Raw genomic sequence first — 15,593 nt, 5'->3', positions numbered from 1 at the left:
GTGGCGACCGGCCCCGGTCTTCCCGTCCCATCCGCGGGCCGATGCGGATACTGTCTGCGGCGGCAGGGGAAACGGGGGGATCCATGCGTGCCGGAGAAGTGCTCGACGCCCGATATGAGCTGGTCCGGCGCCTGGACGTGGGCGGCATGGGCGAGGTCTGGGAGGGCATCGACCGGCGCATCCGCCGCAAGGTCGCGATCAAGCTGATCCGCGAGGAAGCCGATCCGGCGCTGGTCCCCGAGCTGGTGTCCCGGCTCGGCCGGGAGGCGACGGCGGCGGGACGGCTCGCGCACCCCCACATCGTCGCCGTGTACGACTACAACAGCGTGGCGCAGGACGACGTACCGCTCGTCTACATCGTGATGGAGCTCGTACGGGGCCGCTCGCTCGCGGAGGAGCTCGCGCAGCGGCTGCCCCCGCTCCCCCAGGCGCTGGCCTGGGCCGAGCAGATCGCGCTGGCCCTGGAGTCGGCGCACGGGCCGGAGGCGGGGGTGGTCCACCGGGACCTCAAGCCCGGCAACGTGATGGTCACCTACGGCGGGCTGGTCAAGCTCCTCGACTTCGGGATCGCCCGCTTCCTGGAGGACAACGACACCCACCACACGAAGCTCACCGGCGCCCGGATGGTCGGCACCCCTGCCTACATGGCGCCCGAGCAGTGCGACGGCCGGCCGGTCGACGGGCGGACCGACCTGTACGCCCTGGGCTGCCTCCTCTACACGATGCTCACCGGGCGGCCGCCCTTCACGCTGGAGCGGGGCCTGCTGCAGGTCATGTACCAGCAGGTGCACGAGGTGCCGCCGCCGCCGAGCGCGTTACTGCCGGTGCCCGGGTCCGTGGACCGGCTGGTCATGGACCTGCTGGCCAAGGATCCGGCGGACCGGCCGGCCGACGCCGCGCAGGTGGTGGACCGGCTGCGCACGCTGAGCCGTACGCTCGCCGCCACCGCTGCGGGCCCCGCGGCGGCCGCGCCCGCGGGGGCCGGGTCCGCCGGAGCGGGGGCGTACGTACCGACCGAGCCGGACCTGCCGGCCGGGGCGCCGTCCGTACAGGAGCCCGCCGAGGACGAAGACGAGGACGCGAACGACGACGAGGTGCTGGAGGGCGAGTACGCCGACCCCGACCCCGGCGAGGTCTTCAGCGCCCGGATCCGCGCCGCACTGGTGGAGCGCGGCCGGGTGGCGCGCGCGGAGGACGACCCCGGCATCGCGCGGCTGGCGCTGGGCGAACTGCTCACCGACACCGTCCGGCTGTTCGGCGCCGAAGACCCGCTGACCGTGGGGTTCGGCTTCGACCTGGCCTGCGCCTGCGCCCGGGACGGACTCTTCGGGGAGGCCTCCGCGCTGCTCGGCCGGATCGTGCCGCACATGGAGGCCCTGCACGGACCCGAGGACCGCCGCACCCTCTACGCCCGCTGCCTGCTGCCCTGGTACCTGGCGAGTGCCGGCGCCCTGCGCGAGGCCGCCGAGCTCTACGCGGACGTCGTGCGCGATCTGCGCCGGGTGCTCGGGGAGACCGACAGCCTCACCCTGCACACCCGGTACCAGTACGTCACCCAGCTGGCCAAGTCCGGCGACGACGTGGGGGCGGTCCAGCTGTGGCTCTCCCTGATCCCGCGGCTGGACTCCGAGCAGCGCACGGTGGGGGCGCTCGGCGCGGACGCCCGGCGCGAGCTGTGCGACGCGGTCCTGCGGCTGCGGGGCAACGCGGAGGCCGCCGCCCGGCTGCGGGTGCTGGTGTCCCATCTGGTGGGGCTGCTGGAGGACGGGCGGGAGGAGACGTACGCGGCCCGGATCGTGATGGCCGGCTGGGTCGCCGACGCGGGCACGGCGCAGGAGACGCTGCCCACCTGGCGGGTGCTGATCAGCGACTGCACGGCGGCGCTCGGGGAGGAGCACCCGCTGACGCTGCTGGCGCGGTTCCGGCTGGCCGAACACACCGAGGGCGCGGGCCGCCCGTCGGAGGCGCGCGCGCTGCTCGTGGAACTGATGCCGGCGCTGTACGCGCACCAGGGCCCGGCCGGGGAGCTGGTGCTACGGGCCCGCTACCTGCTGGCGCTGACCACGCGGGCCGTCGATCCGGCGGCGGACCTCGCGCAGTGGGAGGAGCTGGCACCGGATCTGGAGGCGCTGCTCGGGAGCGGGGACCGGCTGACGGTGGACGCCTGGTTCCGGCTCGCGCTGGCCCTGTCCGCGCGCGACCGGCAGGCGGAGGCGCTGGCGCTGCTGAACGCCGTACTGCCGCGGCGCGGCGAACTGTTCGGGGCGGACGAGCCGGTCACCCTGCGCGGGCGCTGCGCGCAGGCGGCCGGGGTGGCCGCGCTGCACGGGGAGGCGGTGGCGCGGCCGATGTGGCGGGAGCTGCTGGCGGAGCTGACGCGGGCGCTGGGCGGCCGGCACGAACTGACCCGCGGGGTCCGGGAGCGGCTGGGTCTGGTCCCGGAGCCGGAGGAGGTGCGGTCGGCGGACCTCCCCGGGCTCGGGCCGGTCTGGACCGTGCGGGCCACGTGAGCCGGCGGGCCGCTTGACCAGGAGGCCGCGCAGGTCGTCGGAGGGACCCGGGACGTCTCCCGAGGAGGGGGAGCGGGCAAAGACCGGAAAAGCGGGTTAGGTGTACCTAACCAGGCCCCTCACCCCAAACACCCCGATATCGCACAGCACAATCGCCTCCTCCCTCACAGCGGAATCGCCGACCCGCCACCCGTATGTGTGAAGCGGGGATTGTCGCGTTGTCCGGAGGGAAGCGCGATCACTACCTTCCTCGGCGGAGGTGTCCGCAGATGACTGTCTGTGCCATCGAGAAGACCAGCGCGACCCCGTTCACCATCGCCGCCGACGGGTCCTACGCCGCCCGGCTCGCCGGGCACGGCGAAGCCCGCTATCCGGAGCGCTGGACGCTGACCGGCCCCGAGCCGTACGCGGTGCCCCTGCCCCTCGCGCAGCCCGAGGAGGCCGACAGCGAGGTGCTGCCGCTGGCCGACGGGCGGGTGCTGATCCACCGTCGGGTCGCGGAGCGGCACGGCTTCGCGCTGCTGTACCCCACGGGCGGCGGCGCAGCGGGCGCCGGGCCCCGGACCGGGGAGCTGCAGCTCGGCGCGATCCCGGCGGCCGACGGCGTACGGGTCACCCTGCTGCCCCCGTCCCCCGACGGGCACGGGGCCTTCGCCCTGGCCGTGGGGGCCACCTCGACCACGGTGTGGCAGGTGGCCGGCGTCCCCTTCGGGCCGGAGCGGGTCGCCGGGATCCCGGGGCGCTGTTCGGGCGGGGTCTGGCTGGACCGGACCGGCCGGCTCCTCGCGCTGGACCGCGAACTGGACGGCCCGGGCGGGCCGGTGACCAAGGCGGTGGCCGTGGACCTGCGGCGGGGCGGGGAGATCTCGCCGCTGCTCCAGATCGCGGAGGACAGCGACGACCGGCTGCTGCTCGCCGACCCCGACAGCGGGCTGCTGCTGATCCGCTCGGACGCGCCGGGCGAACCCCGGCTCGGCTGGGGGGTCCTGGGCAGCGCCCGCCCGGTGCGGTTCCCGGAGTGCCTGCGGGCCGTCGGGGCCACGGCGACGCCGTTCGCGGTGCAGCCGGGGCAGGTGCTGATGCCGGAGAGCTGCGGGGTCGCCCTGCGGGTGGACGAGGCCGGCGACGGCTACGACGGGGCCGTGGCCGGGCTGGCCCTGTGGCGCCCCGCCGACCGGCACGTGTTCCGGCTCGGCGCCCCGGCCGGCTGGCTCGGCGCAACGGGCCGCTGGACCCCGGAGGGCCGCCTGCACCTCCCGTACTCCACCCCCGAAGTCCCCTGCGGCCTCCTGGGGATGACCCTCCCGGTCTCCCCGCCCCCGCCCATCCGCCTGGACCCGATCCCCCTCCCGCCGGCGCCCGCGCGGCCGGTGCCCTTGCAGCAGGCTCCGCTGGGGTGAGCGCCGCCCGCTCCCGGGCGTCTGCTATCCAGGCGCGGTGACGAACTCCGCGACGAACTCCAAGCCCTACGACGCGGTCCTCTGCGACCTCGACAACGTGATCCGCTTCTACGACACGGCCCGCGTGAGCGAACTGGAGGCCTCGGCCGGCCTCGTGCCGGGCACGACCTCGGCCGTCGCCTTCGCCCCCGCCCTGGACGGGCCGCTGCTGCTCGGGCTCACCACCCCGGAGCAGTGGGTCCTGGCGGTCGCGGCCGAGCTGGCGAAGGACGGCAGGCTGTCCCCGGCCCGCGCGGACGAACTGGCCCGGGCCTTCGCCGGCTCGCCGTTCTCGGCCGACGCCACGGTGGTGGCGATGCTGCGCCGGGTCAGGGCGTCGGGCACGCCGCTGGTCCTGGTCACCAACGCGACCCTCGACCTGGAGGACGACCTGGAAGCGCTGGGGCTGACCGACCTCGCCGATCACGTGGTCAGCAGCGCCCGGGTGGGCGTGGCCAAGCCGGACCGGGAGATCTACGAGATCGCGGCCGGGCGCGCGGGGGCCGCGGTGGACCGGTGCCTGTTCATCGACGACCGGCTGGAGAACATCGAGGCGGCCGTCGCGCTGGGCATGACCGGCGTGCACTACCGGGAACCGGCCGACCTCCACGAGCCGCTGGCCTTCGCCCTCGCGCGGTGAGGGCCGTCCGGGCAGGCCGGTGGGGTACAGGACCCGAGGGTCCTGCGCCCCACCGGCGTGGTCCGCAGCGGTCAGCCGTCGTGCTTGAGGCCGAGGACTTCCGCCGCCGCGAAGGTTTCGTTCGCCGGGCGGGAGTCGTAGTGCGGGGTGAGGAGCCCGTCGAGTTCCTCGTAGGAGAAGGACTCCTTGGTGGTGTCGAACTTCGCCGCCACCTTGGGGCGTTCCATGACGACCACGATGCCGCCGTGGACCACGAACAGCTGCCCGTTGGCCTTCGCCGAGGCCGGGGAGGCCAGGTAGCCGACCAGCGGGGAGACGTGCTCGGGGGCGAGGGCGTCGAGCTTGCCCTCCTCCGGTACCTGGAAGCCCGCGAAGACGTCCTCCGTCATCCGGGTGCGGGCGCGCGGGCAGATGGCGTTGGCCGTCACCCCGTACTTGGCGAGGGCCAGGGCGGTGGACGTGGTCAGGCCCACGATGCCGCCCTTGGCCGCCGCGTAGTTGGGCTGGCCCGCCGAGCCGCCGAGGAAGGCCTCGGAGGAGGTGTTGATGATCCGGCCGTAGACCGGCCCGCCGGCCGCCTTGGAGCGTTCGCGCCAGTGCACGGAGGCGAAGTGGGTCGTGTTGAAGTGACCCTTGAGGTGGACCCGGATGACCGAGTCCCACTCCGGCTCCGACATCGAGAAGACCATCCGGTCGCGCAGGATGCCCGCGTTGTTGACCAGGATGTCGAGCTTGCCGAAGCTGTTCACCGCCAGCTCGACGAGCTCGCGCGCCTGCTCGAAGTCGGCCACGTCGCCCAGGTGCGCCACCGCCTGTCCGCCCGCGGCGCGTATCTCCGCCGCGACCTCCTCCGCCGGGGCGGCCGAGGCCTCGCCGGAGCCGTCGCGGCCTGGCTGCCCGAAGTCGTTGACGACCACGCTCGCGCCGAGCCGGGCGAGTTCGATCGCCTCGGACCGGCCGAGGCCGCGGCCCGCCCCGGTGACGATGGCGACGAGTCCCTCAAGTGGCAGTGACATCCGTACGGTTCCTCTCGAAACGGGTCAGAGTTCGATGCAGGTGCGCAGGGCCACGCCCGTACGCATCTGGTCGAGCGCGTCGTTGATCTCGGCGAGCTGCACGCGGTGCGTGATCAGGCCCGCCAGGTCCACCCGGCCGGCCCGCCACAGCGCGATGGTGCGCTCGTAGGAGCGGAGCACGTCGCCGCCGCCGTACATCGACGGCAGGATCTTCTTCTCGTCGAAGAAGAGGGAGAACATGTTGATCGAGTAGTTGTCGTCGAGGGCGCCCGCGCCGACCACGACGACGGAGCCGCCGCGGCGGGTCATGTCGTAGGCGGTCTTCGTGGTCGCGGACTTGCCGACGACCTCGAAGACGTAGTCGAAGCCCTCGCCCGCGGTGATCCGGTTCTTGGCGTCGGCGAACTCCTCCGGGGAGACCGCCTCGGTGGCGCCGAAGCGCAGTGCGGCCTCGCGCCGGGAGGCGACCGGGTCGACGGCGATGATCTGGGCCGCACCCTGCACCTTGGCGCCCTGGATGACGGAGATGCCGACGCCGCCGCAGCCGATGACGGCGACCGAGGAACCGGCCTCCACCTTGGCGGTGTTGATGGCCGCGCCGAGTCCGGTGGTGACTCCGCAGCCGATCAGGGCGGCGATGTCGAAGGGCACGTCGTCGGGGATCGGTACGGCGCAGCCCGCCGGGACCACCATCTCCTCGGCGAAGGTGCCGGTGCCCGCGAAGCCGAAGATGGGGCTGTCGCCGCGCTGGAAGTTGGGGGTGGCCACGTTGCCGAAGGCCTCCAGGCACAGGTGGCCCTGGCCGCGCCTGCAGGAGGGACAGTGCCCGCAGGGCGGCAGCCAGCAGACCAGGACCCGGTCGCCGATCTTGTGGCTGGTGACCCCGTCACCGACGTCGGTGATCACGCCGGAGCCCTCGTGGCCCGGGATGAAGGGGGCGGGCTGCGGGAGGACGCCGCTCATCGCGGAGAGGTCGGAGTGGCACAGGCCGGTGGCCTTGATGCGGATCTTGACCTTGCCGGGGCCGAAGCCCACGGCCTGCATGTCCTCGACGACTTCGAGCTTGTCCTGGCCTATCTCGCTCTGGAGTGCTGCGCGCACGGTGCGGCTCCTTCTCTGGGTCTGCGGGGTATCTCGCGTGCTTCGGCTGCGGCGTCCGCTCAGCTGCGTACGGCTCAGCCGTGTTCGACGACGGTGTCGGCGAGGACCGGGGCGTCGTCCCGGTCGGCGGCGCTCACCGTGACCAGGACGCGGCCGGGCTCCTGCCACATCCGGATCCGCAGGGTCTCGCCGGGGAAGACGATCCCGGCGAAGCGGGTGCGGTAGGCGCGGACGCGGGACACGTCGCCGTCCAGGACGGTGTCGACCACGGCCTTCAGGGTCATTCCGTACGAGCACAGGCCGTGCAGGATCGGCTGGTCGAAGCCGGCCATCTTGGCGAACTCGGGGTCCGCGTGGAGCGGGTTCCAGTCTCCGGAGAGGCGGTAGAGCAGCGCCTGCTCCTCGCGGATCTTGCGCTCCTCCACCCGGTCGGGCGCCCGCTCGGGCTGCTCGGCCTTGACGGAGGGACCGCGGTCTCCGCCGAAGCCGCCCTCGCCGCGGACGAAGATCGACGCGTCGGAGGTCCACAGCGGCCCGTCGGCGTCCGCGACCTCGGTGCGCAGGACGATCACGGCCGCCTTGCCCTTGTCGTAGACGGCGGCCACCTTGGCGGTGGAGGCGGCCTGTCCCTTGACCGGGATGGGCCGGTGCAGCTCGATGGACTGGCTGCCGTGCAGCACGTTGGCGAGGTTGACCTCGATGCCGGGGGCGGCGAGGCCGCCCATCATGGCCATGCCGGAGCCGGCGACGGTCGCGAAGCTGGGGAGCACGTGGAGCTTGGACTCCAGGGTGTAGCGCAGCTCGTCGGGGTCGGTGGCGGCCCCGGGGTTGTTCGGGGAGGTCCCCGCGCCGAGTCCGAGGTGGTAGAGCTGGATGTCCTTGTGGTCCCAGGCGATGTTCCCCTGGCGGGGTTCGGCGGCGAGGGCCTTGGCGGCATCGATCGGCATGGGCGTGCTGCTCCCTGTGTTGGAAACACCCTCTTCGGGGCACCGGCTGTCTGGCGCCGGTCGTGTGGCACCGGCTCTGGAGCACCGGTCGCGTAGTACCGGCCGTACGGCACCGGCTGTGGAAGCGCGGTGCCTTGGAAGACCTCGGCGCGGCCGTCCGCACCGTCGGCCGCACCGAGGTCGTATGAGGGACCCGGCACTCTAGAACGCGTTCTAGGTTGCCCGGTGAAGGAATGTATAACGCACGCCCCAGCAGTTGGGAAGACTCCTGACTCTCTGTCAGACTCACTTCTCCCGCGGTGCGTTACGCCGGTACGGGACACTTCGCCCCTACCCTGGCCGGGTGGATGAGATGCCCGTTCCCCTGCGCCCCGCCCGATCCCTGCGGGTGCTCCTGGACCCGCCGAACCCGGCCCTGGCGGTCCTCCTCGGCCTCCAGCCCGACATCGAGGTGGTGACTTCGGCGCTGGCCCGCCCGGCGGTGGCGCTGACGGAGTCGGTGGAGCGCGTACCGGTGCTCCTGGCGGAGGATCCGGAATGCCGGATCCTGGTGCTGACGGGCTCCGCCCACCCGGGCCTGCCGCAGGCCGCACTCGCCGCCGGAGCGGCGGGCCTGGTCCTGCGGGACGGCCCGGTCGAGGACCTCGCGGACTGCGTCCGGCGCGCCTCCCGGGGGGAGACGGTGGTCGACCCGGCACTGGAGACCCCGCAGGCCTCGTAGGCCTCGTAGGCCTACCACACGCACGGACGCCCACCACACGCACGGACGTCCGCCCGGGCACACACGCGCCCGCCCCGTCGATCCCTCCGGATCGACGGGGCGGGCGTACGCGCGCGTGTCTGGGCGGACTCAGCCGGTGGGCGTAGCCTCGGTCCAGTCGTCGACCGTCCGCGAGGGGTCCAGGGCGACCGGCAGCCGCTCCAGCCCGCGGAAGGCCGGGAAGGGCCCCTTGAGCCAGTCCTCCTGACCGGCCTCCGGGGTGGCCAGGACCATGTCGGGGAACCGGTCGAGCAGGGCCGTCAGCGCGATCTCCAGCTCCATGCGGGCGAGCGGGGCGCCGAGGCAGTAGTGCGGTCCGTGACCGAAGCCGAGTTGGGTGCTCTGCAGCCCCTTGCGCGTGATGTCCAGGGTGTCCGGGTCCGCGAACTTCTCCGGGTCGCGGTTCGCCGAGGAGATCGCGATCTGGACCAGCGAGCCCCGGGGGACGGCCACTCCCCCGATCTCCAGGTCCTCCAGGGCGTAGCGGAACGTGGAGGTCTCCACGGAACACTCGAACCGGACCAGCTCCTCGACCGCCTGGGGCAGGAGCGCGCGGTCCTCCCGGACCAGCGCCAGCTGGTCGGGGTGGGCGAGCAGGGAGAAGACCGCGTTGCCGATCTGGTAGGTCGTGGTCTTGTGGCCGGCGAAGAGCAGGACCCACATCATCGAGACGAGTTCGTCGTCGGTCAGGGCCCCGTCCTCGTGCTGCGTCTGGATCAGCACGGTGAGGAAGTCGTCGGTGGGCTCGGCGCGCTTACGGCCGACCAGATCGAGGAAGTAGTTCCGCAGCCAGTCCTCCGCCGCGGCCAGCTCGCCGGACATGTCCTTGCTGAACCGGGAGCGGGTCACCTGTCCGAACCACTTCAACACGTCGGTGCGCTCGTCCCCGACGATGCCGAGCAGCTCGCAGATGACCATGACGGGGAGCGGCATGGCGAAGGAGGCCATCAGGTCGACGGGGGTGTCCGTCGGGCACTTGGCCAGCAGTTCGCCGGCGAGCTGCTCGATGCGCGGGCGCAGGAGCTTGACGTGGCGCGGGGTGAAGGCCTCGTGGGCGATGTGCCGCAGCCGGGTGTGCCGAGGGGGGTCGGCGAAGATCAGGTTGTCGTCGAGGGCGTCGCAGGTGTCCCCGAAAACGGCGTGGTAGATGTCGATGCCCTCGTGCATGTCCTTGCCGATGCGCGGATCGGACAGCGCGAGGCGGGCGTCCTCGTACCGGGTGATGAGATACGTGTCCACCCCGTGGCGCGTGGTCAGCTTGCAGACGGGGGCCTGCTCGCGCAGCGACCGGTAGACCGGGTAGGGGCACGTACGGTACTCCGGCGTACCCATGGACACGGCCGCGACGGCCTCGTCGACGGGGAGGCCGTCACTCACGGCCACTGCGGGTTCGGTCGTCACGGCTCAGACCTCTCGTGGGGCTCGGGGCTCGACTGTCCAGCCACCTCACTCCCTCGGCCCGCGGCCCGAATAACATCCGTTACCCCGTTCGGGCCCGAAACTACGCCCGCCTGAGCGGATCGGCCGGGTCCCGGACCCGTCCCGCGAACACCCGCGGGGCCCCGCCATAAGGTCCCCCCATGCCGGACACCGCAGACCTCTCCCCCCTGGACGACGCCAGTCGCCACCGGATCGACGTCCACCACCACTTCTGCGCCCCGGAGTGGCTGGAGTGGGCCGAGGTCCAGGGCCTGGCGAACCGGAAGGCCCTGCCGCCGTGGGCACGCTGGGACTCCGCGGCGGCCCTGGACCTCATGGACCGGGCGGGAATCGCCACCGCCGTCCTCAAGCCCATGCTGCCGGCGCGCTACACGACGTCCGCACAACTGCGCGAGGCCACCGCCATCACCCTGCGGGCGGCCGCGGACGTCACGAACGCCCATCCGGGCCGCTTCGCGTTCCACACCCCCCTCTTCCTCGACGCCCCGGAGGTCGCCCGCTGGGCGCTGCGGCGCGGACTCGACGAGCTGGGGGCGGTGGGGGTGAACGTCACGGCGAACTACGGGGGCGTCTACCTGGGCGACCCCTCCTACGACCCACTCTTCGCCGAACTCAACGAACGCTCAGCCATCGTGGACACACACCCGCACAACCTGCCGCTGCCGAGCGGGGGGTCGTTCCCTGGCGGAGGTCCGGGCTCGGGCGGAGGCCCAGGCTCGGGCGGAGGACCAGGGCCGGGCGCGGGCGCGCGCTCAGGGCTGGACGCAGGCGGAGGCCCCGGGGCGGGGCTGGGCGCAGGCCCGGGGGCGGGGCCGGGCACGGGCGGAGGACCCGGTACGGGCGGAGGCCCAGGCGCGGGCGGAGGCCCGGGGCCAGGCGGAGGCCCAGGAACCGGCCGAGGCGCAGGGCCGGGCGCGGGGCCGGGCGCGGGCGGAGGCCCAGGAACGGGCCGAGGCCCAGGGCCGGGCGGAGCCCCAGGGCCGGGCGGAGGCCCAGGGTCAGGCGGAGGCCCAGGGTCAGGCGGAGGCCCAGGGTCAGGCGGAGGCCCAGGGTCAGGCGGAAGCCCGGGAGCGGGCGGCGGACCTGGGGCCGTGGCCGTCCCGGGGATTCCGAACTTCCTGTGCGACTTCCTCCTGGACACGACGCGGGCCGCGCTGAACATGATCCACAAGGGCACCCTGGACCGGTTCCCGAACCTGTCGGTGATCCTGCCGCACGCGGGCGGCTTCCTCCCGCACATCGCCACCCGGGTGCAGGCCTTCGCGGGGGCGCTCACCCCGCCCGTCGACCCGGCGATGGTCCGGGACCACCTGCTCCGCTTCTACTACGACACGGCCGGGCCCATGTCCCCCGCGGGCACCCTGCTGGCGATGGCGTCCCCCGACCGCATCCTCTTCGGCAGCGACTGGCCGGCGTGCCCTGCGGAGATGGTCACGGACATCGCCCTGCCGGCGCTGGCGGGTGACCCCGCCCTGACGCCGGCGCACCATCGGGCGATCAACCGGGAGAACGCGCTGCGGTTGATGCCGAGTTTGGCTGCGCTGAGCCCTGCGCCCGTCTGAGCGGCGCCGCGCCTCGCCGTGGCCGCTGCGCGGAGCGAAGTCCCCGACCCGCCCTTCCACCGTTCCCAGGGCCGGCCCTGACCCGGTCCTCAAACGCCGGACGGGCTGGGAAGGGGTACCGGGCTGCGCCCGGACCCCCTCTGGGGCTCCGCCCCAGACCCCGGTCCTCAAACGCCGGACGGCTAAAAGGCCCCAACCACCCGGCGGCTGAAGAGCCCAGGGGCTCGACCCCCCAACCACTCAGGGCCGAAAGCCCCCACCACCGGCGAAGCCGGAAGCCGTCCAGGCAGGAGCCGCGAACGCCAGCTCCCCAGCCAGGGCCGGGAATCTCGGTCGGAGACGTCCTCGCCTCACTCGGGGACGGGGACGGGGACACCCGGTCGGAGATGTCCGCGCCTCAGTCGGGGACGGGGACACCCGGTCGGAGGCATCCGCGCCCCAGTCGGGGACGGGGACACCCGGTGGGAGACATCCGCGCCCCAGTCGGGGCCGGGGCACCCGGGCCGGGCACGAAGACACCCGAGCCTGGCAAGCCGACCCCCCGGTCGCGCAAGTTGGCCGCCCGGGTCGGGGACGGGGGCGGGGTGGGGTGTCGGCCTGGACGTAGAGCGTGATTTGTGGCGCAGGTACAGCCCGAACCCTGTCAAAGCGGAACAGAGGGCGCCTAAATCATGCAGTCCAGGCCGACACCCCACCCCGCCCCCGGCACCGGCCCCCATCCGCAGCCGGGCCGGACCCAGGCAAACCCCAGCCCCGCCGGCGCTTGAGGCGCAGGGGCCCGGGGACTGGTCCCCGGCAACGGCGCCGCGCCGCACCCCGCGGAGCTACCGCCGCAGGAGCGTAACCACCGCCGCCCCACCCAGCCCGATGTTGTGCGCCAGCGCAACCCTCGCCCCCGGAACCTGCCGCGCCCCCGCCTCACCCCGCAGCTGCCAGACGAGCTCCGCCGCCTGCGCAAGGCCCGTCGCACCCAGCGGGTGGCCCTTCGAGATGAGGCCGCCCGACGGGTTGACCACCCACCGCCCGCCGTACGTCGTCGCGCCCGACTCCACCAGTTCCCCGGCGCCGCCGTCCTCGCACATGCCCAGCGCCTCGTACGTCAGCAGCTCGTTGATCGAGAAGCAGTCGTGCAGCTCGATGACGTCCACGTCCCCGATCCCGAGCCCGGACGCCGCGAAGACCGCCCGCCCCGCCGCCGCCGTCATCGGCTTGCCGACCACGTCGATGCAGGAGCCGGAGGCGAAGGAGGCCTCGGTATCCGTGGTCATCGACTGCGCGACGATCTCCACCGCCCGCTCCCCCAGCCCGTGCCGCTCCACGAACCGCTCCGACACGACGACCGCGGCCGCCGCGCCATCCGACGTCGGCGAGCACTGCAGCTTCGTCAGCGGCTCGTGGATCGTCTTCGCGGCGAGGATCTCCTCGACCGTGTAGACGTCCTGGAACTGCGCGTTCGGATTGTTCGCCGAGTGCCGGTGGTTCTTCGCCCCGACCGCCGCCAGCTGCGCGGCCGTGGTCCCGTAGAGCTTCATGTGCTCCCGCGCCGCGTTGCCGAAGATCTGCGCGGTCGGCGGCGACATCTCGAAGCCGTGCCCGGCGGCCATGATCCCGTAGTGCCGGGCCACCGGCGAGGTCTTGAAGTCCCCGCCGTCCGCGCCCCCGCCCAGCGCCCCGCGCTTCATCTTCTCGAAGCCCAGCGCCAGCACGCAGTCGTTGATCCCGCCCTCCACGAACTGCCGCGCCATCATCAGCGCGGTCGAGCCCGTCGCGCAGTTGTTGTTGACGTTGTAGACGGGTACCCCGCTCAGCCCCAGCTCGTACGCGGCCCGCTGGCCGGCCGTGGAGGCCTGGAAGCAGTAGCCGACCGGCACCTGCTCGACCAGCCCGTAGTCGATGCCCGCGTCGGAGAGCGCCGCGTCGCCGGCCTCCTTGACCATGTCCCAGTACTGCCAGTCCCTCGACTCCGGCTTCTCGAACTTCGTCATGCCGACGCCCACGATGTACGACTTCATGTGTGTCCCCACTGCCCTTCGCTTCAGTCCCTGGGAAGGCCGAGAATCCGCTCGGCGACGACGTTGAGCTGGACCTGTGTGGTGCCCCCGGCGATGGTCAGGCAGCGGGACATGAGCATGCCGTGCACCGCCCGCTTCCCCGCCCCCTCGCTCACCGCGCCCGCCGGACCCAGCAGTTCGAGCGTGAGCTCGGCGGTCCGCTGCTGGTGCGGGGTCTGGACGAGTTTGCGTACGGACGCGCCCGCGCCCGGCTCCAGTCCGGAGACCTGCTGGAGCGTGGTGCGCAGCCCGATGCAGGCCAGCGCGTGCGCCTCGGCGGCCAGGGCGCCGATCCGCACCCGGTACCCGCCTTCGAGTTCGGCGGAGCGGGCGAGCAGTGCCTCCAGGCCGGTGTCGAAGGTCATCTGGTCGGCCATGTGGACGCGTTCGTTGCCGAGGGTGTTGCGGGCGACCTTCCAGCCGCCGTCCTCCGCGCCCACGAGGGCGTCCGGCGGCAGCGGCACGTCGTCGAAGTAGACCTCGTTGAAGAGGGCTTCGCCGGTGATCTCCTTGAGCGGCCGGATGTCGATCCCGGGGGTCTTCATGTCCACGATGAAGTAGCCGAGCCCCTTGTGCTTGGGGGCGTCCGGGTCGGTGCGGGCCAGCAGGATCCCGTAGTCGGCGCTGTGCGCGGAACTCGTCCACACCTTCTGCCCGTTGACGATCCAGCCGTCCCCGCCGGGCGCCCGCTCCGCCTTGGTCCGCAGCGAGGCGAGGTCGGAGCCGGCGCCCGGCTCGGAGAAGAGCTGGCACCAGGTGACGTCCCCGCGCAGCGTGGGCAGCAGGTGGCGCTCCTGCTGTTCGGGGGTCCCGTAGGCGAGCAGCGAGGGCACCACCCAGGTGGCGATCCCGAGGTCGGCGACCTTGACCCCGGCGGCGGCCAGTTCCTGCTGCACGACGAGTTGTTCGACGGGTCCGGCGCCGAGCCCGTACGGGGCCGGCAGGTAGGGGGCCGCGTACCCGGTGGGTGCCAGCACCCGGCGGGCGGTGGCGGGGTCGAGGCCGGCGGCGTCCGCGATGGCGGTACGGGCCTTCGCGCGGTGGGTCTCGGCGTGCGCGGGCAGTTCCAGGCGCAGTTCGCGCCGCGCGCCGGCGGCGGCGAGCCGTACGGCACGGACCCGGTGGCCGTCGCCGGAGCCGAGGAGCTGGCGGGCGACGAGGGACCGGCGGAGGTAGATGTGGGCGTCGTGCTCCCAGGTGAAGCCGATGCCGCCGAGCACCTGGACGCAGTCCTTGGCGCAGGAGTACGCGGCGTCCAGCGCGGTGCCGGCGGCCAGCGCGGCCACCAGGGAGCGCACCTCGGCCGGCTCCTCGGTGGCCTGAGCGGCGTCCCAGGCGAGCGCCCGGGCCTGCTCCACGCGCACCAGCATGTCGGCGCACAGGTGCTTGATGCCCTGGAACTGCCCGATGGGCCGCCCGAACTGCTCGCGCACCTTCGCGTACTCGGCGGCGGTCTGCAGCGCCCAGGCGGCGGTGCCGCAGGCGTCGGCGGCGAACAGCACGCAGGCGAGGTCCCGTACGAGGGCGGCGTCGAGTTCCAGCAGGGCGCCCGGCCCGGCGGTGACCCCGCGGGCGCGGACCTCGGCGGTGGGCCGGGTGGGGTCGGCGCTGTCCTGGGTACGGATGTCCAGCGCGGCGGCGTCGACGGCGAACCAGCGGGTCCCGTGCGCGGTCTCGGCGGCGAGCAGCACGAGGTCGGCCTCGCCCGCTCCCAGCACCGGCGGCGCGGTGCCGTCGAGGAGGTAGCCGCCCTCCACAGCGACGGCGGTCAGGTCCCCGGGCCCGAGCGCCACGGCCCCGACCCGCCCCCCGAGGGGCTCGGCCGCGGCCCGGTCCAGGAGTACGGAGGCCAGCACGCTCGGCAGGTACGCCCCGGGGAGCGCCGCCCGGGCGGCCTCCTCCACCACGACGGCGAGGTCGAGCAGGGTTCCGCCCTCCAGGTGCGGCTCCAGCAGCCCGGAGGCGAGCAGCCCGTCCCAGTAGGCGGGCCGCGAGCCCGTCTGCGGCGGGGTGTCGAGGAGCTTGCGCACCTCCTCGGGCGGCACGGCCCGCGCGACCCAGCCGCGTACGGCCTCGGCCAACTCCCGCTGTTCCTGTGTGATTCCGATGCCCATGCGCGGCAGAGTA

At 73.5% G+C, this 15,593-nt stretch carries 11 protein-coding genes and 1 pseudogene; 6 read left to right on the top strand and 6 right to left on the bottom strand.

Annotated elements, in window-relative coordinates; all coding sequences use genetic code 11:
• Positions 1–83 precede the first annotated feature (83 nt).
• The 3 genes from OG276_RS26755 to OG276_RS26745 all read left to right on the top strand — a co-directional run bounded on the left by OG276_RS26755 (position 84) and on the right by OG276_RS26745 (position 4,589).
• Positions 84–2,510 carry a serine/threonine-protein kinase gene (locus OG276_RS26755; RefSeq protein WP_266909249.1) on the top strand — a complete coding sequence of 809 codons (2,427 nt, stop codon included), beginning with the start codon at positions 84–86 and terminating at the stop codon, positions 2,508–2,510.
• Between the two features lie 269 nt (positions 2,511–2,779).
• Positions 2,780–3,910: a hypothetical protein gene (locus tag OG276_RS26750; RefSeq protein WP_266909248.1), complete on the top strand. Its 1,131-nt coding sequence runs from the start codon at positions 2,780–2,782 to the stop codon at positions 3,908–3,910.
• A gap of 37 nt (positions 3,911–3,947) precedes the next feature.
• Positions 3,948–4,589 (top strand): HAD family hydrolase, encoded by a 642-nt coding sequence (locus tag OG276_RS26745; protein WP_266909247.1) that lies wholly within the window; start codon positions 3,948–3,950, stop codon positions 4,587–4,589.
• Positions 4,590–4,660: 71 nt separating this feature from the next.
• On the opposite strand, the gene OG276_RS26740 is transcribed toward OG276_RS26745, so the two are convergent.
• From OG276_RS26740 to OG276_RS26730, 3 genes are all read right to left on the bottom strand, one after another.
• Positions 4,661–5,605 carry a 3-oxoacyl-ACP reductase gene (locus OG276_RS26740; RefSeq protein ID WP_266909246.1) on the bottom strand — a complete coding sequence of 315 codons (945 nt, stop codon included), beginning with the start codon at positions 5,603–5,605 and terminating at the stop codon, positions 4,661–4,663.
• A 24-nt stretch (positions 5,606–5,629) separates the two neighbouring features.
• Complete coding sequence (locus OG276_RS26735) at positions 5,630–6,706, bottom strand: Zn-dependent alcohol dehydrogenase (RefSeq protein ID WP_266909245.1); 1,077 nt, start codon at positions 6,704–6,706, stop codon at positions 5,630–5,632.
• A 74-nt stretch (positions 6,707–6,780) separates the two neighbouring features.
• A complete protein-coding gene (locus OG276_RS26730; RefSeq protein ID WP_266909244.1) occupies positions 6,781–7,653 on the bottom strand; it encodes a MaoC/PaaZ C-terminal domain-containing protein in 873 nt (290 codons plus the stop codon).
• Positions 7,654–8,005: 352 nt separating this feature from the next.
• On the opposite strand from OG276_RS26730, the gene OG276_RS26725 reads away from it, so the two are divergent.
• Entirely contained in the window at positions 8,006–8,374 is a 369-nt protein-coding gene (locus OG276_RS26725; RefSeq protein ID WP_266913123.1) for a DNA-binding response regulator, read from the top strand.
• 129 nt (positions 8,375–8,503) lie between these two features.
• On the opposite strand, the gene OG276_RS26720 is transcribed toward OG276_RS26725, so the two are convergent.
• A complete protein-coding gene (locus OG276_RS26720) occupies positions 8,504–9,745 on the bottom strand; it encodes a cytochrome P450 (RefSeq protein WP_266913121.1) in 1,242 nt (413 codons plus the stop codon).
• Positions 9,746–9,993: 248 nt separating this feature from the next.
• Between OG276_RS26720 and OG276_RS40850 the strand changes: the two are divergent.
• Both OG276_RS40850 and OG276_RS40845 read left to right on the top strand, forming a co-directional pair.
• Positions 9,994–10,494, top strand: a pseudogene (locus tag OG276_RS40850) (amidohydrolase family protein); the annotation flags it as partial.
• A 450-nt stretch (positions 10,495–10,944) separates the two neighbouring features.
• Positions 10,945–11,415 (top strand): amidohydrolase family protein, encoded by a 471-nt coding sequence (locus tag OG276_RS40845; RefSeq protein ID WP_323182415.1) that lies wholly within the window; start codon positions 10,945–10,947, stop codon positions 11,413–11,415.
• Between the two features lie 824 nt (positions 11,416–12,239).
• Here OG276_RS40845 and OG276_RS26710 read toward each other — a convergent pair.
• Both OG276_RS26710 and OG276_RS26705 read right to left on the bottom strand, forming a co-directional pair.
• Positions 12,240–13,427: a lipid-transfer protein gene (locus OG276_RS26710; RefSeq protein ID WP_266909242.1), complete on the bottom strand. Its 1,188-nt coding sequence runs from the start codon at positions 13,425–13,427 to the stop codon at positions 12,240–12,242.
• 23 nt (positions 13,428–13,450) lie between these two features.
• The gene (locus tag OG276_RS26705; RefSeq protein ID WP_266909241.1) at positions 13,451–15,580 is read right to left on the bottom strand and encodes an acyl-CoA dehydrogenase; all 2,130 of its coding nucleotides are present in this window, start codon (positions 15,578–15,580) and stop codon (positions 13,451–13,453) included.
• Positions 15,581–15,593 lie beyond the last annotated feature (13 nt).

The organism is Streptomyces sp. NBC_00086 (genome assembly GCF_026343255.1).
Lineage (GTDB): Bacteria > Actinomycetota > Actinomycetes > Streptomycetales > Streptomycetaceae > Streptomyces.
Note: the sequence above shows the minus strand (reverse complement) of the source record. Positions and strands in the feature narration are given on the sequence as shown.